The sequence below is a fragment of the Herbaspirillum sp. VT-16-41 genome, assembly GCF_001994935.1.
GTDB lineage: Bacteria > Pseudomonadota > Gammaproteobacteria > Burkholderiales > Burkholderiaceae_D > Herbaspirillum > Herbaspirillum frisingense.
On record NZ_MUXB01000131.1, the window covers coordinates 193,456 to 208,828 of the forward strand.

General features: G+C 65.4%; 13 protein-coding genes. 10 read left to right on the top strand and 3 right to left on the bottom strand.

All coding sequences use genetic code 11. The features are described 5' to 3' along the window. Positions 1–67 precede the first annotated feature (67 nt). From BTM36_RS20660 to BTM36_RS20700, 9 genes are all read left to right on the top strand, one after another. Positions 68–1,228 carry an acyl-CoA dehydrogenase family protein gene (locus BTM36_RS20660; protein WP_077237751.1) on the top strand — a complete coding sequence of 387 codons (1,161 nt, stop codon included), beginning with the start codon at positions 68–70 and terminating at the stop codon, positions 1,226–1,228. A gap of 74 nt (positions 1,229–1,302) precedes the next feature. Then, the gene (locus BTM36_RS20665; protein ID WP_077237752.1) at positions 1,303–1,674 is read left to right on the top strand and encodes a hypothetical protein; all 372 of its coding nucleotides are present in this window, start codon (positions 1,303–1,305) and stop codon (positions 1,672–1,674) included. Between the two features lie 2 nt (positions 1,675–1,676). Continuing rightward, positions 1,677–2,420, top strand: coding sequence for an SDR family NAD(P)-dependent oxidoreductase (locus tag BTM36_RS20670; protein WP_006463242.1), 744 nt, complete (start codon positions 1,677–1,679; stop codon positions 2,418–2,420). A gap of 96 nt (positions 2,421–2,516) precedes the next feature. After that, positions 2,517–3,680, top strand: coding sequence for an ABC transporter substrate-binding protein (locus BTM36_RS20675; protein ID WP_006463241.1), 1,164 nt, complete (start codon positions 2,517–2,519; stop codon positions 3,678–3,680). Positions 3,681–4,024: 344 nt separating this feature from the next. Continuing rightward, on the top strand, positions 4,025–5,059 hold the full coding sequence (locus BTM36_RS20680; RefSeq protein WP_006463240.1) for a branched-chain amino acid ABC transporter permease: 1,035 nt from the start codon (positions 4,025–4,027) through the stop codon (positions 5,057–5,059). Further along, on the top strand, positions 5,056–6,918 hold the full coding sequence (locus tag BTM36_RS20685; protein WP_077237753.1) for an ATP-binding cassette domain-containing protein: 1,863 nt from the start codon (positions 5,056–5,058) through the stop codon (positions 6,916–6,918). The genes BTM36_RS20680 and BTM36_RS20685 overlap by 4 nt, the downstream gene beginning before the upstream one ends. Then, positions 6,908–7,657 (top strand): ABC transporter ATP-binding protein, encoded by a 750-nt coding sequence (locus BTM36_RS20690; RefSeq protein WP_006463238.1) that lies wholly within the window; start codon positions 6,908–6,910, stop codon positions 7,655–7,657. Before BTM36_RS20685 ends, BTM36_RS20690 begins: the two co-directional genes overlap by 11 nt. 22 nt (positions 7,658–7,679) lie before the next feature. Continuing rightward, positions 7,680–8,744: a ketopantoate reductase family protein gene (locus BTM36_RS20695; RefSeq protein WP_077237754.1), complete on the top strand. Its 1,065-nt coding sequence runs from the start codon at positions 7,680–7,682 to the stop codon at positions 8,742–8,744. Between the two features lie 387 nt (positions 8,745–9,131). Continuing rightward, entirely contained in the window at positions 9,132–9,908 is a 777-nt protein-coding gene (locus BTM36_RS20700; RefSeq protein ID WP_077237755.1) for a class II aldolase/adducin family protein, read from the top strand. A 105-nt stretch (positions 9,909–10,013) separates the two neighbouring features. On the opposite strand, the gene BTM36_RS20705 is transcribed toward BTM36_RS20700, so the two are convergent. The 3 genes from BTM36_RS20705 to BTM36_RS20715 form a co-directional block, all read right to left on the bottom strand. Then, positions 10,014–11,321 (bottom strand): gallate dioxygenase, encoded by a 1,308-nt coding sequence (locus tag BTM36_RS20705; protein ID WP_077237756.1) that lies wholly within the window; start codon positions 11,319–11,321, stop codon positions 10,014–10,016. A 52-nt stretch (positions 11,322–11,373) separates the two neighbouring features. Further along, the gene (locus BTM36_RS20710; RefSeq protein WP_077237757.1) at positions 11,374–12,705 is read right to left on the bottom strand and encodes an MFS transporter; all 1,332 of its coding nucleotides are present in this window, start codon (positions 12,703–12,705) and stop codon (positions 11,374–11,376) included. 189 nt (positions 12,706–12,894) lie between these two features. Beyond that, complete coding sequence (locus BTM36_RS20715) at positions 12,895–14,100, bottom strand: LysR family transcriptional regulator (RefSeq protein WP_077237758.1); 1,206 nt, start codon at positions 14,098–14,100, stop codon at positions 12,895–12,897. 178 nt (positions 14,101–14,278) lie between these two features. On the opposite strand from BTM36_RS20715, the gene BTM36_RS20720 reads away from it, so the two are divergent. Next, positions 14,279–15,367, top strand: coding sequence for a 4-oxalomesaconate tautomerase (locus tag BTM36_RS20720; RefSeq protein ID WP_077237963.1), 1,089 nt, complete (start codon positions 14,279–14,281; stop codon positions 15,365–15,367). The last annotated feature ends 6 nt before the right edge of the window (positions 15,368–15,373 follow it).

Here is a 15,373-nt window from a genome sequence, read left to right on the forward strand (position 1 = left end):
GATTGAACCGGGAAACGCCGCTCCCTACACTCGACTTCATTCTGATGCAAGCCACCTGGAGAATGCAATGTCCGTGATGGAGAAACCGGCCGCGCTGGCGGCCCGTGAAGAAGATGCGCTCACGCCGCTGCTGGCGGAGATCCGCGCACGCCGCGATGAGTTCGCGGCCCAGCGTTTCGTGCCCAAGGATTTCATCGCGCAGTTGAAGAAGGTCGGTGTCTATCGCGCCGCCACCCCGCAATGCTTCGGTGGCAGCGGCATGTCGCCGATGGCCTTCCTGCAGTTGGTGGAACGTATTTCCGAAGCTGATGGCTCGGTCGGCTGGGTCGCCAGCTTCGGCTCGGCCTCGGTCTATCTGGCGGCCCTTCCCAAGGACACCCAGGCCAAGCTCTACGCCAACAGCCCCGACCTGACCTTTGCCGGTGGCCTGTTCCCGATCCAGCCGGCGACCCAGGTCGAAGGCGGCTGGATGGTCAACGGCACCTGGAAGTTCGCCAGCGGCAGCAAGGGCGCCGACATGCTGGGCGTGGGCATCGGCGCGGCCGTCCCCGGCCAGGCCGGCTCCAAGCCGCGCACCGCGGTGCTGCCGCCGGACCAGGTCGAGATCGTCGACAACTGGGACGTCATGGGCCTGCTCGGCACCGGCAGCCACGACCTCAAGGTCAGCCAGCAATTCGTGCCGGAAGAGTGGACCTTCATCCGTGGCGGCGTGCCTACCATCGATGAGCCGCTGTACCGCTATCCCACCATCGCTTATGCCGCGCAGGTGTTGGCAGTGGTCAACCTCGGCGTGGGCCGTGCCGCCATCGACGAAATCAACCAGATGTCCGGTGGCCGCGTGGCCATCACCGGCGCGCCCAAGCTGGCCGACCGTTCGTATGTGCGCATCGAGGTGGCCAAGGCCGAAGCCAGGCTGCGTTCGGCGCGCGCCTTCTTGTATGACGCCACCAGCGAGGTGTGGGAATCCATCCTCGCCGGCAACCCCGTCACGCCCGAACAGGTGAGCCTGCTGCGCCTGACCGCAGTAGAGATCGCCAAGGTCGGCAACGAGGTGGTGCAAGCCATGTTCGGTCTGGCAGGGACCACCGCCATCTACAGCAACCATCCCTTGCAGCGTTACCTGCGCGACGCTGCCGTGGTGAAGCAGCACGCCTTCCTGGGCGAGGGCATCTATGACGGTGCCGGTGCGGTCACGCTGGGCGTGCCGCCGATGCCGGGTTTCCTGTGAAGCCCACCCTTGCCCCTGTTCCCTGTTACGTACACGCCATTTTTTGATCGCCAAGTTTTCAGCCCGGAGCCTCCATGAGCCAAATCCCAAGCAATGATAAAGAACCGCTGCGCGTCCTCTTCTGCGTCGGCGTGACGCAGAACTTCTTCGACCTGCCCGCCACCGATACCGGTCCGGTCTGGCAAGCCTATGGCCAGATGATGACCGCGCTGGCCACCATGGAGGGCATCAAGGTCCTGGGCACCATGGATGACGACCGCCTCATGGTCGGCAAGTCCGACGACGCGCCCTGGACCTTCTACATCATGGCCGATGTGGCCGACCTGGATACGGTGGTGGCCGCCTGCAACCTGTTCCGCACCACCATGGTGGGTGAACATCGCCTCTGGAAGTACGGCAAGATCGAAGCCCGCGTCGGCCGTGCACTGATCATCCAGGGCGCCTGAGCATGGACAAGAAGATTGCCCTGGTCACCGGTGCCGCGCGCGGCCTCGGTGAAAGCATCGCCCGCAAGATGCACGCCGCCGGCTACAAGGTGGCGCTGTCGGATATCGACCTGGAGCACGTCTCGGCCGTGGCCGCCAGCCTGGACGCCAGCGGCGCCACGGCCATGCCGCTGGCGCTGGACGTGCGGCGCAAGCCCGACTTCATCGCTGCCTGCGACGCCATCGAATTGCGCTGGGGCGGCGCGGCGGTGCTGGTCAACAATGCCGGCCGCTCGCGCGTGGCGGCACTGATGGAGATCACTCCCGAGGAGTGGGATGAGGTCACCGCCATCAACATGAAGGGCACATTTCTTGCATGCCAGGTGTTCGGCAAGCGCTTCGCCGAGCGTGGCTACGGTCGCATCATCAACATCGCCTCGCTGGCCGGGCAGAACGGCGGCACCGCCACCGGCGCGCACTATGCGGCCGCCAAGGGCGCCGTGCTCACGCTGACCAAGGTGTTTGCACGCGAGCTGGCCGGGGCTGGCGTGACGGTGAACGCCATCTCGCCTGGTCCGCTGGACCTGCCCATCGTGCGTGAAATCGTCCCGGCCGACAAACTGGCTGCGACCATCGCCACCATCCCGGTCAAGAGCCTGGGCGAACCGGATTTCATAGCCGATGCGGTGCTGCTGCTGGCCTCGCCCGAAGCCGGGTCGGCCACCGGTGCCTGCCTCGATATCAACGGCGGTCTGTACATGCGTTGACAGACGTCGTCCCTGCTTTGATGTCACATTGCTGTCCTCAGATCGATGGCGGAGTGGGGAAGCCCGCCATCATCTCAACCACCAAGGGAGAAACACATGCTGCACAAACGCTTGATTGCCACGGCCGCGCTGGCCGCCTTCGGTACCATCGCCAGCCTCGCCGGCAATCCCGCTTTCGCACAGGTCAAGATCGGGGTCGTGACCTCCTCCACCGGGCCGGTCTCGCTGGTGGGTATTCCGCAGAAGAACACGGTGCCGCTGCTGCCCACCAAGATCGGCGACCTCAAGGTCGAGTACATCTCGCTGGACGATGCCAGTGATCCGACCAAGTCGGTCACCGAAATCAAGAAGCTCATTTCCGAATACAACGTCGATGCCATCATCGGCCCCAGCGGTTCGCCCAATGCCATGGGCGTGATCTCGTTTGTCGCCGAAGCCGGGGTGCCGATGCTGGCGCCGGTCGGCACGGCCGCCGTGGTGCTGCCGATGACCGAACCGAAGAAGTGGGTCTTCAAGACCACCCAGAACGATGACCTGATCGCCAAGGCCCTGGTGGACCAGATGGTCAAGACCAAGGTCAAGACCGCCGGCTTCATCGCCGTCAACGATCCCTTCGGCGAGAACTGGGCCAAGGTCTTCACCGAACTGGCCGGCAAGAACGGCATCAAGATCGTCGCCAACGAGCGCTACCAGCGCACCGACACCTCGGTGACCGCGCAGACCCTGAAGATCATCGCCGCCAATCCGGATGCCGTGCTGGTGGCCGCCCCGGGCGCCGCCACCGTGCTGCCGCAGACCACGCTGTTCGACCAGGGCTACAAGGGCAAGCTGTACCAGACCCACGGCGCGGCGCTGCCGGCCTTCCTGCAACTGGGCAAGAACAAGGTGGAAGGCACCATCCTCGCCGCCAGCCTGATGCTGGTGCTGCCGGAGATCGCCGACAGCAACCCGTCCAAGAAGGTCGCCACCGAGTACATCGAGGCCTACAAGAAGATGTACAACACGGTGCCCGCCACCTTCGGTGCCAACGTCTATGACGCCGGCCTGCTGCTGGAAAAAGCCATCCCCGTCGCCGCCAAGAAGGCCAAGCCGGGCAGCAAGGAATTCCGCGCCGCCCTGCGTGATGCACTGGAAAACACCAAGGAAGTGGTGGGTACCCAGGGCGTCTACAACATGAGCCCGGCCGACCATAGCGGCTTCGACGAACGCGGCCGCGAGCTGATCACCGTCAAGGGCGGCAACTGGACCCTGTTGAAATAGGAGACGGCCCTGAAGGTTTTTGCGCATCACCTGACCGTTCGTCCTGAGTAGCGGCAACGCCGCGTATCGAAGGCCCGCCTGCCGGGGGGGGCAGGGGACAGGGGCAGGGACTGTCGGCATCGCCGTCGGCACGCCCTCGATACGGCCCTCAAAGGGCCTACTCAGTCCGAACGGTGGTGAGATGGATCAGCAAATGGTTTCAAAGAAAAAGATGTACTCATTTCGCCAGGTGCACTGAGCTTTGTCAGTGCGGCTGGCGGAGTTCTCCACCTCCACACGTATCCCGAACCTGGCGCGTCGTTGCTGGCTGGATCGCAGCGCGCCGGCTCCACAAGGAAGTCGCAATGAATCTCCAAATCGTGGCGCTCCTGGGACAGGACGGCATCACCAACGGCGCCATCTATGCGCTGCTGGCGCTGTCCATCGTCCTGGTCTTCACCGTCACCCGCATCCTGCTGATACCGCAGGGCGAATTCGTCTCCTTTGGTGCGCTCACCATGGGCATGATGCAGAACGGCCAACCGCTGACGGTGGCCTGGCTGCTGGTGGCCATGTGCCTGGGTGCCTGTGTCTTCGATCTGTACGACATGTGGCGCAGCAGCCGTCGTCGCCCCAGCCTGTGGCTGCCGGCCAAGCTGGTCTATGCGGCCGTGGTGGCCGGCGTGGCGCTGTCGGTCAACTTCACCACCATGCCCATGCTGGTACAGGTCCTGATGACCCTGCTGCTGCTGGTACCGATGGGGCCGCTGATGTACCGCATGGCCTTCCAGCCCATTGCCAGCGCCTCGCCGCTGGTATTGCTGATCGTCTCCATCGCCGTGCACGTGGCGCTGGTGGGCGTGGCGCTGCTGGTGTTCGGCCCCGAGGGCGCGCGTACCGCGCCCTTCACCGAGGCCGCGCTGGAGGTCGGCAGCTTCCGTTTCTCCAGCCAGGCGCTGTGGGTGATCTGCGTGTCGCTGCTGCTGATCGTGGGCCTGTTCCTGATGTTCGAACGCACCCTGTATGGCAAGGCCCTGCGCGCCGCCGCCCTCAATCGCATGGGCGCGCGGCTCATGGGCATCTCGCCGGTCTTCGCCGGCAAGGCCATGTTCCTGCTGGCCTCCTTGATCGGGGTGATGTCGGGCGTGCTGATCGCGCCCATCACCACGATCTACTATGACTCCGGTTTCCTGATCAGCCTCAAGGGCTTCGTCGGTTCCATCATCGGTGGACTGGTCAGCTATCCGGTCGCCGCGGTGGGCGCGCTGGCCATCGGCCTGATCGAATCCTTCTCCACCTTCTGGGCCAGCGCCTACAAGGAAATCATCGTCTTCGTGCTGATCATCCCCATCCTGTTATGGCGTTCCCTCTCCACCCGTCATGTGGAGGAAGAAGAATGAAAGCGACTTCCTCCCGCCTCTCTTCCAGGGCCGCACTGGCGATCTTCGTGGTCCTGATGGCAGTGGCGCCGTTCGTACTGCCACCGTTCTACATGACCCTGCTCAACAACATCGGTCTGGCCTCGCTGGTGGTGCTGGGACTGGTGCTGCTGACCGGCGTGGCCGGCCTGACCAGCTTCGGTCAGGCCGCCTTTGTCGGCCTGGGTGCCTATATTTCGGCTGCGTTGTCGGCCAAGGTGCTACCGCTGCCCGATGCGCTGCTGTGGATGCAATCGCCCTGGGTGGCGCTGGTGGTGGCCCTGGTCCTGACGGCGCTGCTGGCGCTGGCGGTGGGCAGCGTCACGCTCAAGCTGTCCGGCCACTACCTGCCGCTGGGTACCATCGCCTGGGGTATCAGCCTGTATTTCATCTTCGGCACGCTGGAGAGCATGGGGGGGCAGACCGGCATGTCCGGCATCCCCTCCATCGCCCTGTTCGGTGTACCGCTGGCCTCGGACCGCGCCATGTTCGGCCTGATCTGGGTGGCCGTGCTGCTGGGCGTGGCGGCCCTGAACAATCTGCTGGATTCGCGTGAAGGTCGCGCCATCCGTGCCCTCAAGGGCGGCATCGTCATGGCCGAAGCCATGGGCATCAATACGGCCCGCATGCGCATTGTGGTGTTCGTCATTGCGGCGGTGCTGGCAGCACTCTCGGGCTGGCTGTACGTGCACATGCAGCGCTTCGTGAACCCGTCGCCGTTCGGCCTGGGCTTCGGCATCGACTACCTGTTCATGGCCGTGCTCGGTGGTGCCAGCCATGTGTGGGGTGCAGTGCTGGGCTCGGCCCTGATCGTGGTCCTCAAGGAATGGTTGCAGGGCATCCTGCCGGTGCTGCTGGGTCGCTCGGGCAACTTCGAGACCATCGTCTTCGGTCTCCTGATCGTGGTGCTGCTGCAGCGCTCGCGTGATGGCGTCTGGCCTTACCTGGCGCGCCTGGTGCCGGTGCGTACCCGCCGCCTGCAGATCGATCCCCAGGCCGAGGCGCTGCCGCGTCGCGCCATGCCGGCCACCCACGAGGTGGTGCTGGACGTGCGCAACGTCACCCGCAAGTTCGGTGGACTGGTGGCCAACAACGACATGAGCCTGAAGGTCATGGCCGGTGAAGTGCTGGCCCTGATCGGCCCCAATGGCGCCGGCAAGTCGACCCTGTTCAACCAGATTTCCGGCGTGGATACGCCGACCTCGGGCAGCGTGCAGTTCCGCGGCCATGAAGTGACCGGCCGTGGCTCGCGCCACATCGCCGGGCTGGGCATGAGCCGCAGCTTCCAGCACGTACGACTGATGTCGCGCATGACGGTGCTGGAGAACGTGGCCATCGGTGCCTACCTGCGCGGCCAGCGCGGCGTGCTGGCCTCGATGCTGCGCCTGGACCGCCAGGAAGAAGCACGCATCCTGGCCGAAGCCGCGCGCCAGATCGAACGCGTCGGCCTGAAGGCACAGATGTACGAGCAGGCCGGCTCGCTCTCGCTGGGCCAGCAACGCATCCTCGAAATCGCCCGTGCCCTGGCCGCCGACCCATGCCTGTTGCTGCTGGATGAGCCGGCTGCCGGCCTGCGTCTGGGCGAGAAGCAGGCCCTGGGTGACCTGCTGCGCAAGCTGCGCAGCGAGGGCATGGCCATCCTGCTGGTGGAGCACGACATGGACTTCGTCATGGAGCTGGTGGACCGCATCGTGGTGATGGACTTCGGCCAGAAGATCGCCGAAGGCCTGCCCGAAGAAATCCAGAACAACCCCGCCGTGCTGGAAGCCTATCTGGGCGCGGCCGATGAAGAAGCGATTCCCGACACCGCGCTGGCGGCAGGAGCACACCATGGGCAATAAGGTATTGGAAGTCCGCGACCTGTCGGCCGCCTACGGGCGGGTGCAGGTCCTGACCGGCATCGACCTGTCGGTGGAGCAGGGCAAGATCGTCACCGTCATCGGCCCCAATGGCGCCGGCAAGACCACGCTGCTTTCGGCCATCATGGGCGTGCTGCCCTCGCGCGGAGCGATGGCCTTCGATGGCGTGATCCGCCATTCCCCGGAAGTGGAAGACATGGTCGCTGCCGGCATGACCCTGGTACCAGAGAAGCGTGAACTCTTCGCCGAGATGAACATCGAGGACAACCTCATGCTGGGCGCCTTCCAGCGCTACCGCACGGGGCAGCGCGACCACGCGGCCACGCTGGAAGAGGTCTACACGCTCTTCCCCCGGTTGCGTGAACGGCGCACCCAGCACGCCGGCACGCTCTCCGGTGGCGAACGCCAGATGCTGGCGGTAGGCCGGGCCCTGATGGCCAAGCCGCGCCTGCTGATGCTGGATGAACCCAGCCTGGGACTGGCGCCACTGATCGTGCGCGAGATCTTCCGCATCATCGCCGAACTGCGCCGGCGCGGCGTTTCCATCCTGCTGGTGGAGCAGAACGCCCGCGCCGCCTTGCAGGTGGCCGACTATGGCTACGTGCTGGAAAACGGTGAAATCCGCATGCACGGCCCGGCCAGCCAGCTGGCCCATGACCGCCGCGTGATCGAGGCTTACCTGGGCTTGTCCGGCAAGCACCAGGACAAGCTGGCCGGTTGAAAATTCTTGTTGAGCCCATGCCATGAGTAACGACCCTGCAGACACCCCCGTTTCCACTTCCCCCGCGCCGCTGCGTATCTGCATCGCCGGTGCCGGCGCCATTGGCGGCACCCTGGCGGTGCGGCTGTCGGCGGCTGGCCACCAGGTCAGCGTGCTGGCGCGTGGCCAGACGCTACGGGCCATCCGCGAGGGCGGCCTGACCCTGCACGACCTGCATGGCACCGCGTATGCCCGTCCGGCGGCCGATGATCAACCGTCCTTCGGTATCCAGGACGTGATTTTCTTGTGTGCCAAGAGTCAGGACATGTCAGCCCTGTTGCCGCAGATCGCGCCCCTGGTGGGCAGCGAGACGGTGGTGATCCCTACCAACAATGGCGTGCCGTGGTGGTATTTCCACCGCGAAGGCGGGCGCTTCGATGGCGAGACCGTCAAGGCGGTCGATCCGGACGGGGCGCTGTCCCGCGCCGTGCCGCTGGCGCAACTGATCGGCAGCGTGCTCTTCATCACGGCCGAGGTGGAGAGCCCGGGCGTGATCCGTTCGGTGAACCCCCACCTGATGGTATTGGGCGAGCCCTCCGGCGAGATGAGCGAGCGCCTGCTGCGGGTAAGGGCGGCCGTCGAGGCAGCCGGCATCGAGGCCCGCGCCACCGACCGCATCCGCGACAAGTTGTGGACCAAGATCATCGCCAACATCAGTACCAATCCGCTGTCGGTCATCACACAAGGCACGCTGGAGCAGTTGTATGGCCTGCCGGAGCTACGCGAGGTGGTCAGCCAGATCATGCGCGAGACGCTGCTGGTGGCCTCCAGTTACGGAGCGCGGGTGGATATCGATCCGCTCACCTTCCTGCAGCTGGGCGAAGCCATGGGCGCCTTCCGCACTTCCATGCTGCAGGACCTGGAACGCGGCCGACCACTGGAACTGGCGGCCATCGGCGATGCTGTGCTGGAGATGGCCGAGCGTTTCGCCATCCCCATGCCGATCACCAGCGCCATCGTGTCGCTGGCGCGGTTCCGGGGCGAGGCGGCGCGGCAGCAGAGGGCGCAGCAAGACAACAACCCGCTGCCTGCCGCCAAGGCAGCGTGAGCGGGAGTCCCCGGCTACCGTCCGGGCCGAGTAGCCGCGCAGCGGCGTATCGTAGACGCTTCAGTGTGAACGGGAGTCCCCGGCTACCGTCCGGGCCGAGTAGCCGCGCAGCGGCGTATCGAAGGCGCTTCAGCGCGAGCGGAAATTCCCCGGCTACCGTCCGGACTGAGTAGCCACGCAGCGGCGTATCGAAGATGCTTCAGCGTGAGCGCGAATTCCCCGGCTACCGTTCGGACTGAGTAGCCGCGCAGCGGCGTATCGAAGACGCACTGACGCATTGACGCATTGACGATGGCCGCGCCTTCGATACGGTCCTGCGGACCTACTCAGTCCGAACGGTCCTCGCTATTTTCAGAGAACGTCGTTTTCGATCAAGGAGTTCCATCAATGAATATCATGCAATACAGCTACGGCGCAGATAAGCCGGCCCACTGCAGCGACCAGGAATGGGCGCTGCGCATCCAGCTGGCCCACTGTTATCGCCTGGTCGATTACCTGGGCTGGACCGAGATGATCTTCAACCACATCTCGGTGCGGGTACCGGGGCCGGAGCATCACTACCTGGTCAATCCCTTTGCCCTGAACTACAACGAAGTCACCCCGGCCAACCTGTTGAAAGTCGGTCTGGACGGGCAACTGGCAGAGCCATCCGACTACAAGGCCAACCCGGCCGGCTTCGCCCTGCACAGCGCCATCCACGGGGCGCGTGACGACCTGCGCTGCGTGATCCACACACACACCACGCCGATCTCGGCGGTGACCATGAAGAAGAGCGGTTTCGAGCATAACGACTTCTACGGCGCGCAATTGTTCGGCCGCATCGGTTATCACGAGTTCGAAGGCATCACGCTCTTCGCGGAAGAAAAGGAGCGCATGCTGCAAAGCCTGGGCCAGAAGCACATCCTGGTCTTGCGCAACCATGGCGTGGCAGTGTGCGAGAGCGATATCGAACGCGCCTTCTTCCTGCTGTGGACGGTGCAGCGCGCCGCCGAAATCCAGGTGGCGGGCCGTGCCATGAGCGGCGAAGACCAGCAGTTGCCGGACGACGTACGCCAGAAGTGCGCCGACCTGACCCAGCAACTGATCCGCAATGACGGCTTTGCGGTGATCTTCTTCGAGGCCATCGTGCGCAAGATGTTGAAGGCGGTCTACGCGGTGAAGTGATGGCAGGCTGAGCATTACGAGCATTCACCACTGCGATGGATCAATGAAAAAAATCGCGCCGGTCCGGGAGGACGGCGCGACTTTTTTTTGACAGTGGCGCAGCAATCAACGCGTGCCGGTCTTGTCCCAGTTGGCGGCACGGTCGGTGGCGGCACCCGCTACCGAATACAGCGCCCCCGGCGCATTGCGGGTCTTCTGGAAGTCTTCAAGCGACTGGCCGCGCATGGCCGCATAGATGTGCAGGTTGGACACGCCCACCACCGCACCCATCTTCTCCAGCAGGAAGAAGATCACGCCATAGCGGATCATGGCCTGCCAGTCGCGGCGGCCGATCATGTCCCGTTCCTCGACCGACAGGCCGGCCTCTTCGAAGGTGGCCTCGGGATCGGCCAGGAAGCGTTCACGGAAGGCCGGCTGGATCAACTGGTGCAGATAGCGGTTGATGCGGTAGCGCCGGTTGCTGGTCTCCAGGGTGAAGGGATAGGTGCCGGCCAGTTTCTCGATGCCGTCCAGCTGGGTGGCGATATGACTGCGGTGGCGCTCCATCTCGGCAGCTTGCAGGGCGGCCTCAGCCGTCACGGCGGGCTCATAGACTGCGACGGCGATGCCGGTCATCGAGGGCAGGTAGTACTCGCGGTGCAGGCAGTTCACACCGGCCGGCATGGCGCCGCGCATGATGAGCCACATGATGACTTCGGCGCTTTCCAGTCCGCCCAGGGTGGCCAGTTCGGCGTGGGTCAGGCGGGTCAGTGCCTCGGGATCGTGCTGCAGCAGGTCCAGGAACTGGTGGTCCCAGGGCGTGTTGTTGAAGCCGGCACGCTCGCCATGCACCTGGTGCGACAGGCCACCGGTGGCAACGATGACCACGTCCAGGTCTTCCGGATAGCTTTCGATGGCGCGACGCAGGCCCTGGCCCAGCTTGTAGCAGCGACGCGCGGTCGGTACCGGGAACTGCAGCACGCCCACCTGCAGCGGGATGATCTGGCCGGGCCAGCCGTCCTGGTGTTCCCACAGCATCGACAGTGGCGAGAAGCAGCCATGGTCCAGCGGCTTTTGCTGGAAGAAGGACATGTCGAATTCATCGGCCATGAGCGAGCTGCCGATGTGGCGCGCCAGTGCCGCATGGCCGCCCACCGGCGGCAGCTTGCGGGCGCCGCCGCCTTCGTCGGCGACCTGGTACTGGTCGCCCACGCCCAGCGCAAAGGCCGAGTAGTGGTCGAAGAAGAAGGAGGTCACATGGTCGTTGTAGACCACCAGCAACACATCTGGCTGCTTTTCCTTGAGCCACTGCTGTACCGGTTCGTAGGCCTTGAAGATGGGCGCCCAGACCTGGTCGTGCTGCTTGTTGGCATCGAGCGCGAAGCCGATGGTGGGGGTATGTGAGGTGGCGATGGCGCCGACGATGTTGGCCATGAAATCTATTCCTGTTTCAGATGAATCCGGTATGTCTTGTTCCGCTGACTGATCAAACTGCGGCGGCCGGCCGTTGGCCCAGCTGGATGAATACGATGATGAGTGCGGCCAGTGTGGCGGGTACCGCCAGGATGGCGATGACCGCCCCGAAACCCCAGCCCATGGACAGCAGCACGCCGCCGGCAAACGAGCCCAGGATGCTGCCGAAGCGACCAACGCCCAGCATCCACGACACCCCGGTGGCCCGCACCACGGTCGGGTAGCAGGAAGGGGCGAAGGCGTTCAGGCCGGTCTGCGCCCCGCTCATGCAAAAGCCCGCCAGCAACACATAGGCCGCGAACATGCCCGACTGCACGCTGCCCGAGGCCAGCAGCAGGATGAACACCGCACCCGAGATGTATGCCGCGGCAATGGCACGACTGGGCGACCAGCGGTCCATGAGGTAGCCTACCACCAGCGCCCCGACGGTGCCGCCGAGCTGGAACAGGGCGGTGATGCTGGCGGCCTTCTCGATGGGCAGGCCGGCGTCCTTGATCAGGGTGGGCAGCCAGCCGGACAGCAGGTAGATCACCAGCAGGCCCATGAAGTAGGTACCCCACAGCGACAGCGTGGTCTTGCGATAATGATCCGAGAGCAGCACCTTGCCCGGCTGGGTGCTCTTGACCTGCGGTTCGCTCACGCAGAAGCTCTGGCCGGCGGCGAACTCACCGCCACAGACACGCGCCAGGGTGCGGGCGATGCGATCAGCGGGGTAGTTGCGGACCACCATGAAGCGCGCCGACTCCGGCACCAGCCACAGGTAGAAGGGCAGGCACACCAGCGGGATGGCGCCGCCCACCATGAGTACGGTGCGCCAGCCATGGTCGGGCAGCAAGGCTGCGGCCAGGAAGCCGACCAGGGCCGAACCCAGGTTGAAGCCGGTGAACATGATCGCCAGCAAGGTGCTGCGCGAGCGCTCCGGGACGTATTCCGAGAGCAGGGTGGTGGCATTGGGCATGGCCGCACCCAGACCCAGTCCGGTCAGGAAGCGCAGCGCCGACAGCGTCACCACATCCTGCGCAGCGGCACAGGCCAGGCTGCACACGCCGAACCAGGCCACCGCCGTCATCAACAGCTTCTTGCGGCCGTAGCGGTCCGACAGCGGACCCACCAGCAGCGCGCCGATGGCCAGGCCAATGGGCGCGGCACTCATGACCACACCGAAGGCGGCTCGCGAGATGCCCCATTCCTTGGTGATGCCCGGGGCCAGGAAGCCCATGATGGCCACGTCCATGCCGTCGGTGGCCACGATCAGGAAGCAAAGCACCAGCAAGAGCCATTGGTAGCCGGACATCTTGCGTGCATTGATGTGCGAACGCACGTCCAGCGATTGTGCTGTATTCATTAAGTCTCCGTCGTGATGTCGAATTATTGGAAAGCGCCGGTTTATGGTTACGCGGCTGGAAAGAGGCAGGTCGAAGCGCAACAAACCTGCTTCGACATGGCAAGCAGTGTACGGCGGGGCGTTTGGACGAGTATTGCTTTCGGCTACCTGAGCGTTGCCATTTGCTAATCGTGGTGGATTGCCACGGAATCAGCGCCAGGCTGCCGCCACTGCCTGGATCTCCTGTTGCAGAGCGCGTGCGCCGGGAGAGAGGTGGGCGCCACGGCGTTGCATCAGTCCGATCTGGCGCTGCATGCCTTGCATGGTCAGGGGCAGGGTGGTCAGCTGGCCGGTGGCGATCTCATGGTGCAGCTGCTTGGCCGAGATCACGGTGAGCATGTCGCTGCCCACCAGCAGGCCGCGCAGCAGCGCCAGGTCGCCGGTTTCCACGGCCGGGCGCGGGGCCGGCCAGTGGCTGTCGCGGAAGAATTGCTCGATGGAATCGCGCAGTGGCGTGCCGGCCCGCGACAACACCCAGGGATAGCCGTCCAGGTCGGCCAGGGCCAGTTTCCGGCGCTGCGCCAGCGGATGGCCGGCGCGGGCGATCAGGGCGGCGCTGTCGTCCACCAGTGGGCGCATGTCGAAGGTATCGGTGGAGAAGGCGCGCAGGGCGCCGACGATGAAGTCGATGCGCCCGCTCATGAGGCCGGCCGCCAGCTCTTCATAGGGGCTCTCCAGCGAGCGGATCTGCAGGCGCGGATGGCGCGCCAGCACCCGCGTGAGCGCGGTGGGCAAGAGTTGCGAGCGCGCCAGCGGCAGCGCGCCGATGGTTACCGTGCCTTGCACGATACCGTCCAGGGCGGCGATATCTGCGGGGATGTGGCGCAGCTCGGCCAGGGCCCGGCCGAAGCGCTCAGTCCAGCGGCGTCCGGCGTCGGTGGGCAGCATGCCATGGGCGGTGCGGAAGAACAGCGGTTGTCCCAGGATGCCCTCCAGCAGTGCCAGCGACTGGCTCACCGCCGAAGGCGAGACGTCCATCAGGCGCGCCACGCTGGGCATGTGGTGGGTCTCGGCCAGCAGGGCAGCGGCCTGCAGGCGGCGTTCATTGAAGAGTGCATCCAGGCTGGCCACCTGGCTGCCGGTACGTTCGCGCAGGCGCAGGGCGTCGTCGCGCACCTCGCGCAGCTCCGCCTCGATGCGCTCCACCCGCAGCCGCACGGCCTCGCCGGCGGCGGTGAGCAGCATGCCGCGACCACGCCGCTCGAACAGTTGGGTCTCCAGGCTCTGCTCCAGCGCGGCCACCGAACGCGCCACCGCCGATGAAGCGCGCAGCAGCGTATCGGAAGAACGGCGCACGCCGCCAGTGGTGGCGACGACGTTGAAGACATGCAGGTGGCGCAGGTTGAGCAAGGACATGGTGGTGGACCGGCGGTTTGCCGGTTTCTGAACCCGATTAGAAAATTAGAACAGAGGAAGGCCCACAACGCAACCAAGGCCGGCCCTCGCTCACGCATACTCGGCGCCATCATTTTCAGAGGTAAAGAGCGTGCCGACCACCGACAGCCCGGATTTCCTGCCCCTTGCCTGCACCCTGATGCGGGGTGGCACCTCGCGCGGTCCCTTCTTCGTGGCCAGCGACCTGCCGGCCGATGTGGCCGCACGCGACCGCGTGCTGCTGGCGGCTCTGGGCTCGCCCGACCGGCGCCAGATCGATGGCCTGGGCGGCGCCCATCCGCTGACCAGCAAGGCTGGCATCGTCAGCCGCAGCAGTGTGCCGGGGGTGGATCTGGATTTCCTTTTTGCCCAGCTGCAGCCGGACTCCGACCGGGTCGATACCACGCCCAATTGCGGCAACATGCTGGCCGCCGTGCTGCCCTTCGCCATCGAGCGCGGGCTGGTGACGGCCGGTGAACAGACCACCACCGCCCGCGTACTCACGCTCAACACCGGCATGCAATGCGATATCACCGTGCAGACCCCGGGCGGGCGCCTGCGTTATAACGGCGACACCCGCATCGATGGCGTGCCAGGCAGTGCCGCGCCGGTCAGCATCAGCTTCCTCGAAACGGCGGGCTCGGTCTGTCCGGAACTCTTGCCCAGCGGCCGCGTGCTGGACCGCGTGCGCTTCAATGGCGGCGATGGCGTGGCCCATGAGATTGCCGCCACCCTGATCGACAACGGCATGCCCATGGTGTTGGTGCGCGCCCACGACCTTGGCCTGCGCGGCGATGAGAGCGTGGCCACCCTCAACGCCGACGGCATGTTGAAGGAGAAGCTGGAGGCTCTGCGTCTGGCCTGCGGCCCGCTGATGGGGCTGGGCGATGTGGCCAGCAGGAACTACCCCAAGATGTGCCTGCTCTCCGCGCCCCGGGAGGGCGGCAGCATTGCCACCCGCTGCTTCATCCCGCATGTCTGCCACGACGCTATCGGCGTGCTGGCAGCCGTTACCGTGGCGACCGCCTGCGTGCTGGAGGGCTCGGCGGCGCAGGGCCTGGCCCGTACCGCAGGCGGCTTGCACCCTACCGTATCGGTGGAGCATCCCAGCGGTGAATTCAGCGTGGCCCTGGAGCTCGATGCCCGCGACCCGCAACAGATACTGCGCGCCGCGCTGCTGCGCACGGCGCGTCCCATCATGCGCGGGGACGTCATGATCCCCGCCAACCTCTTCAACGAAACGGACTGAGTCACC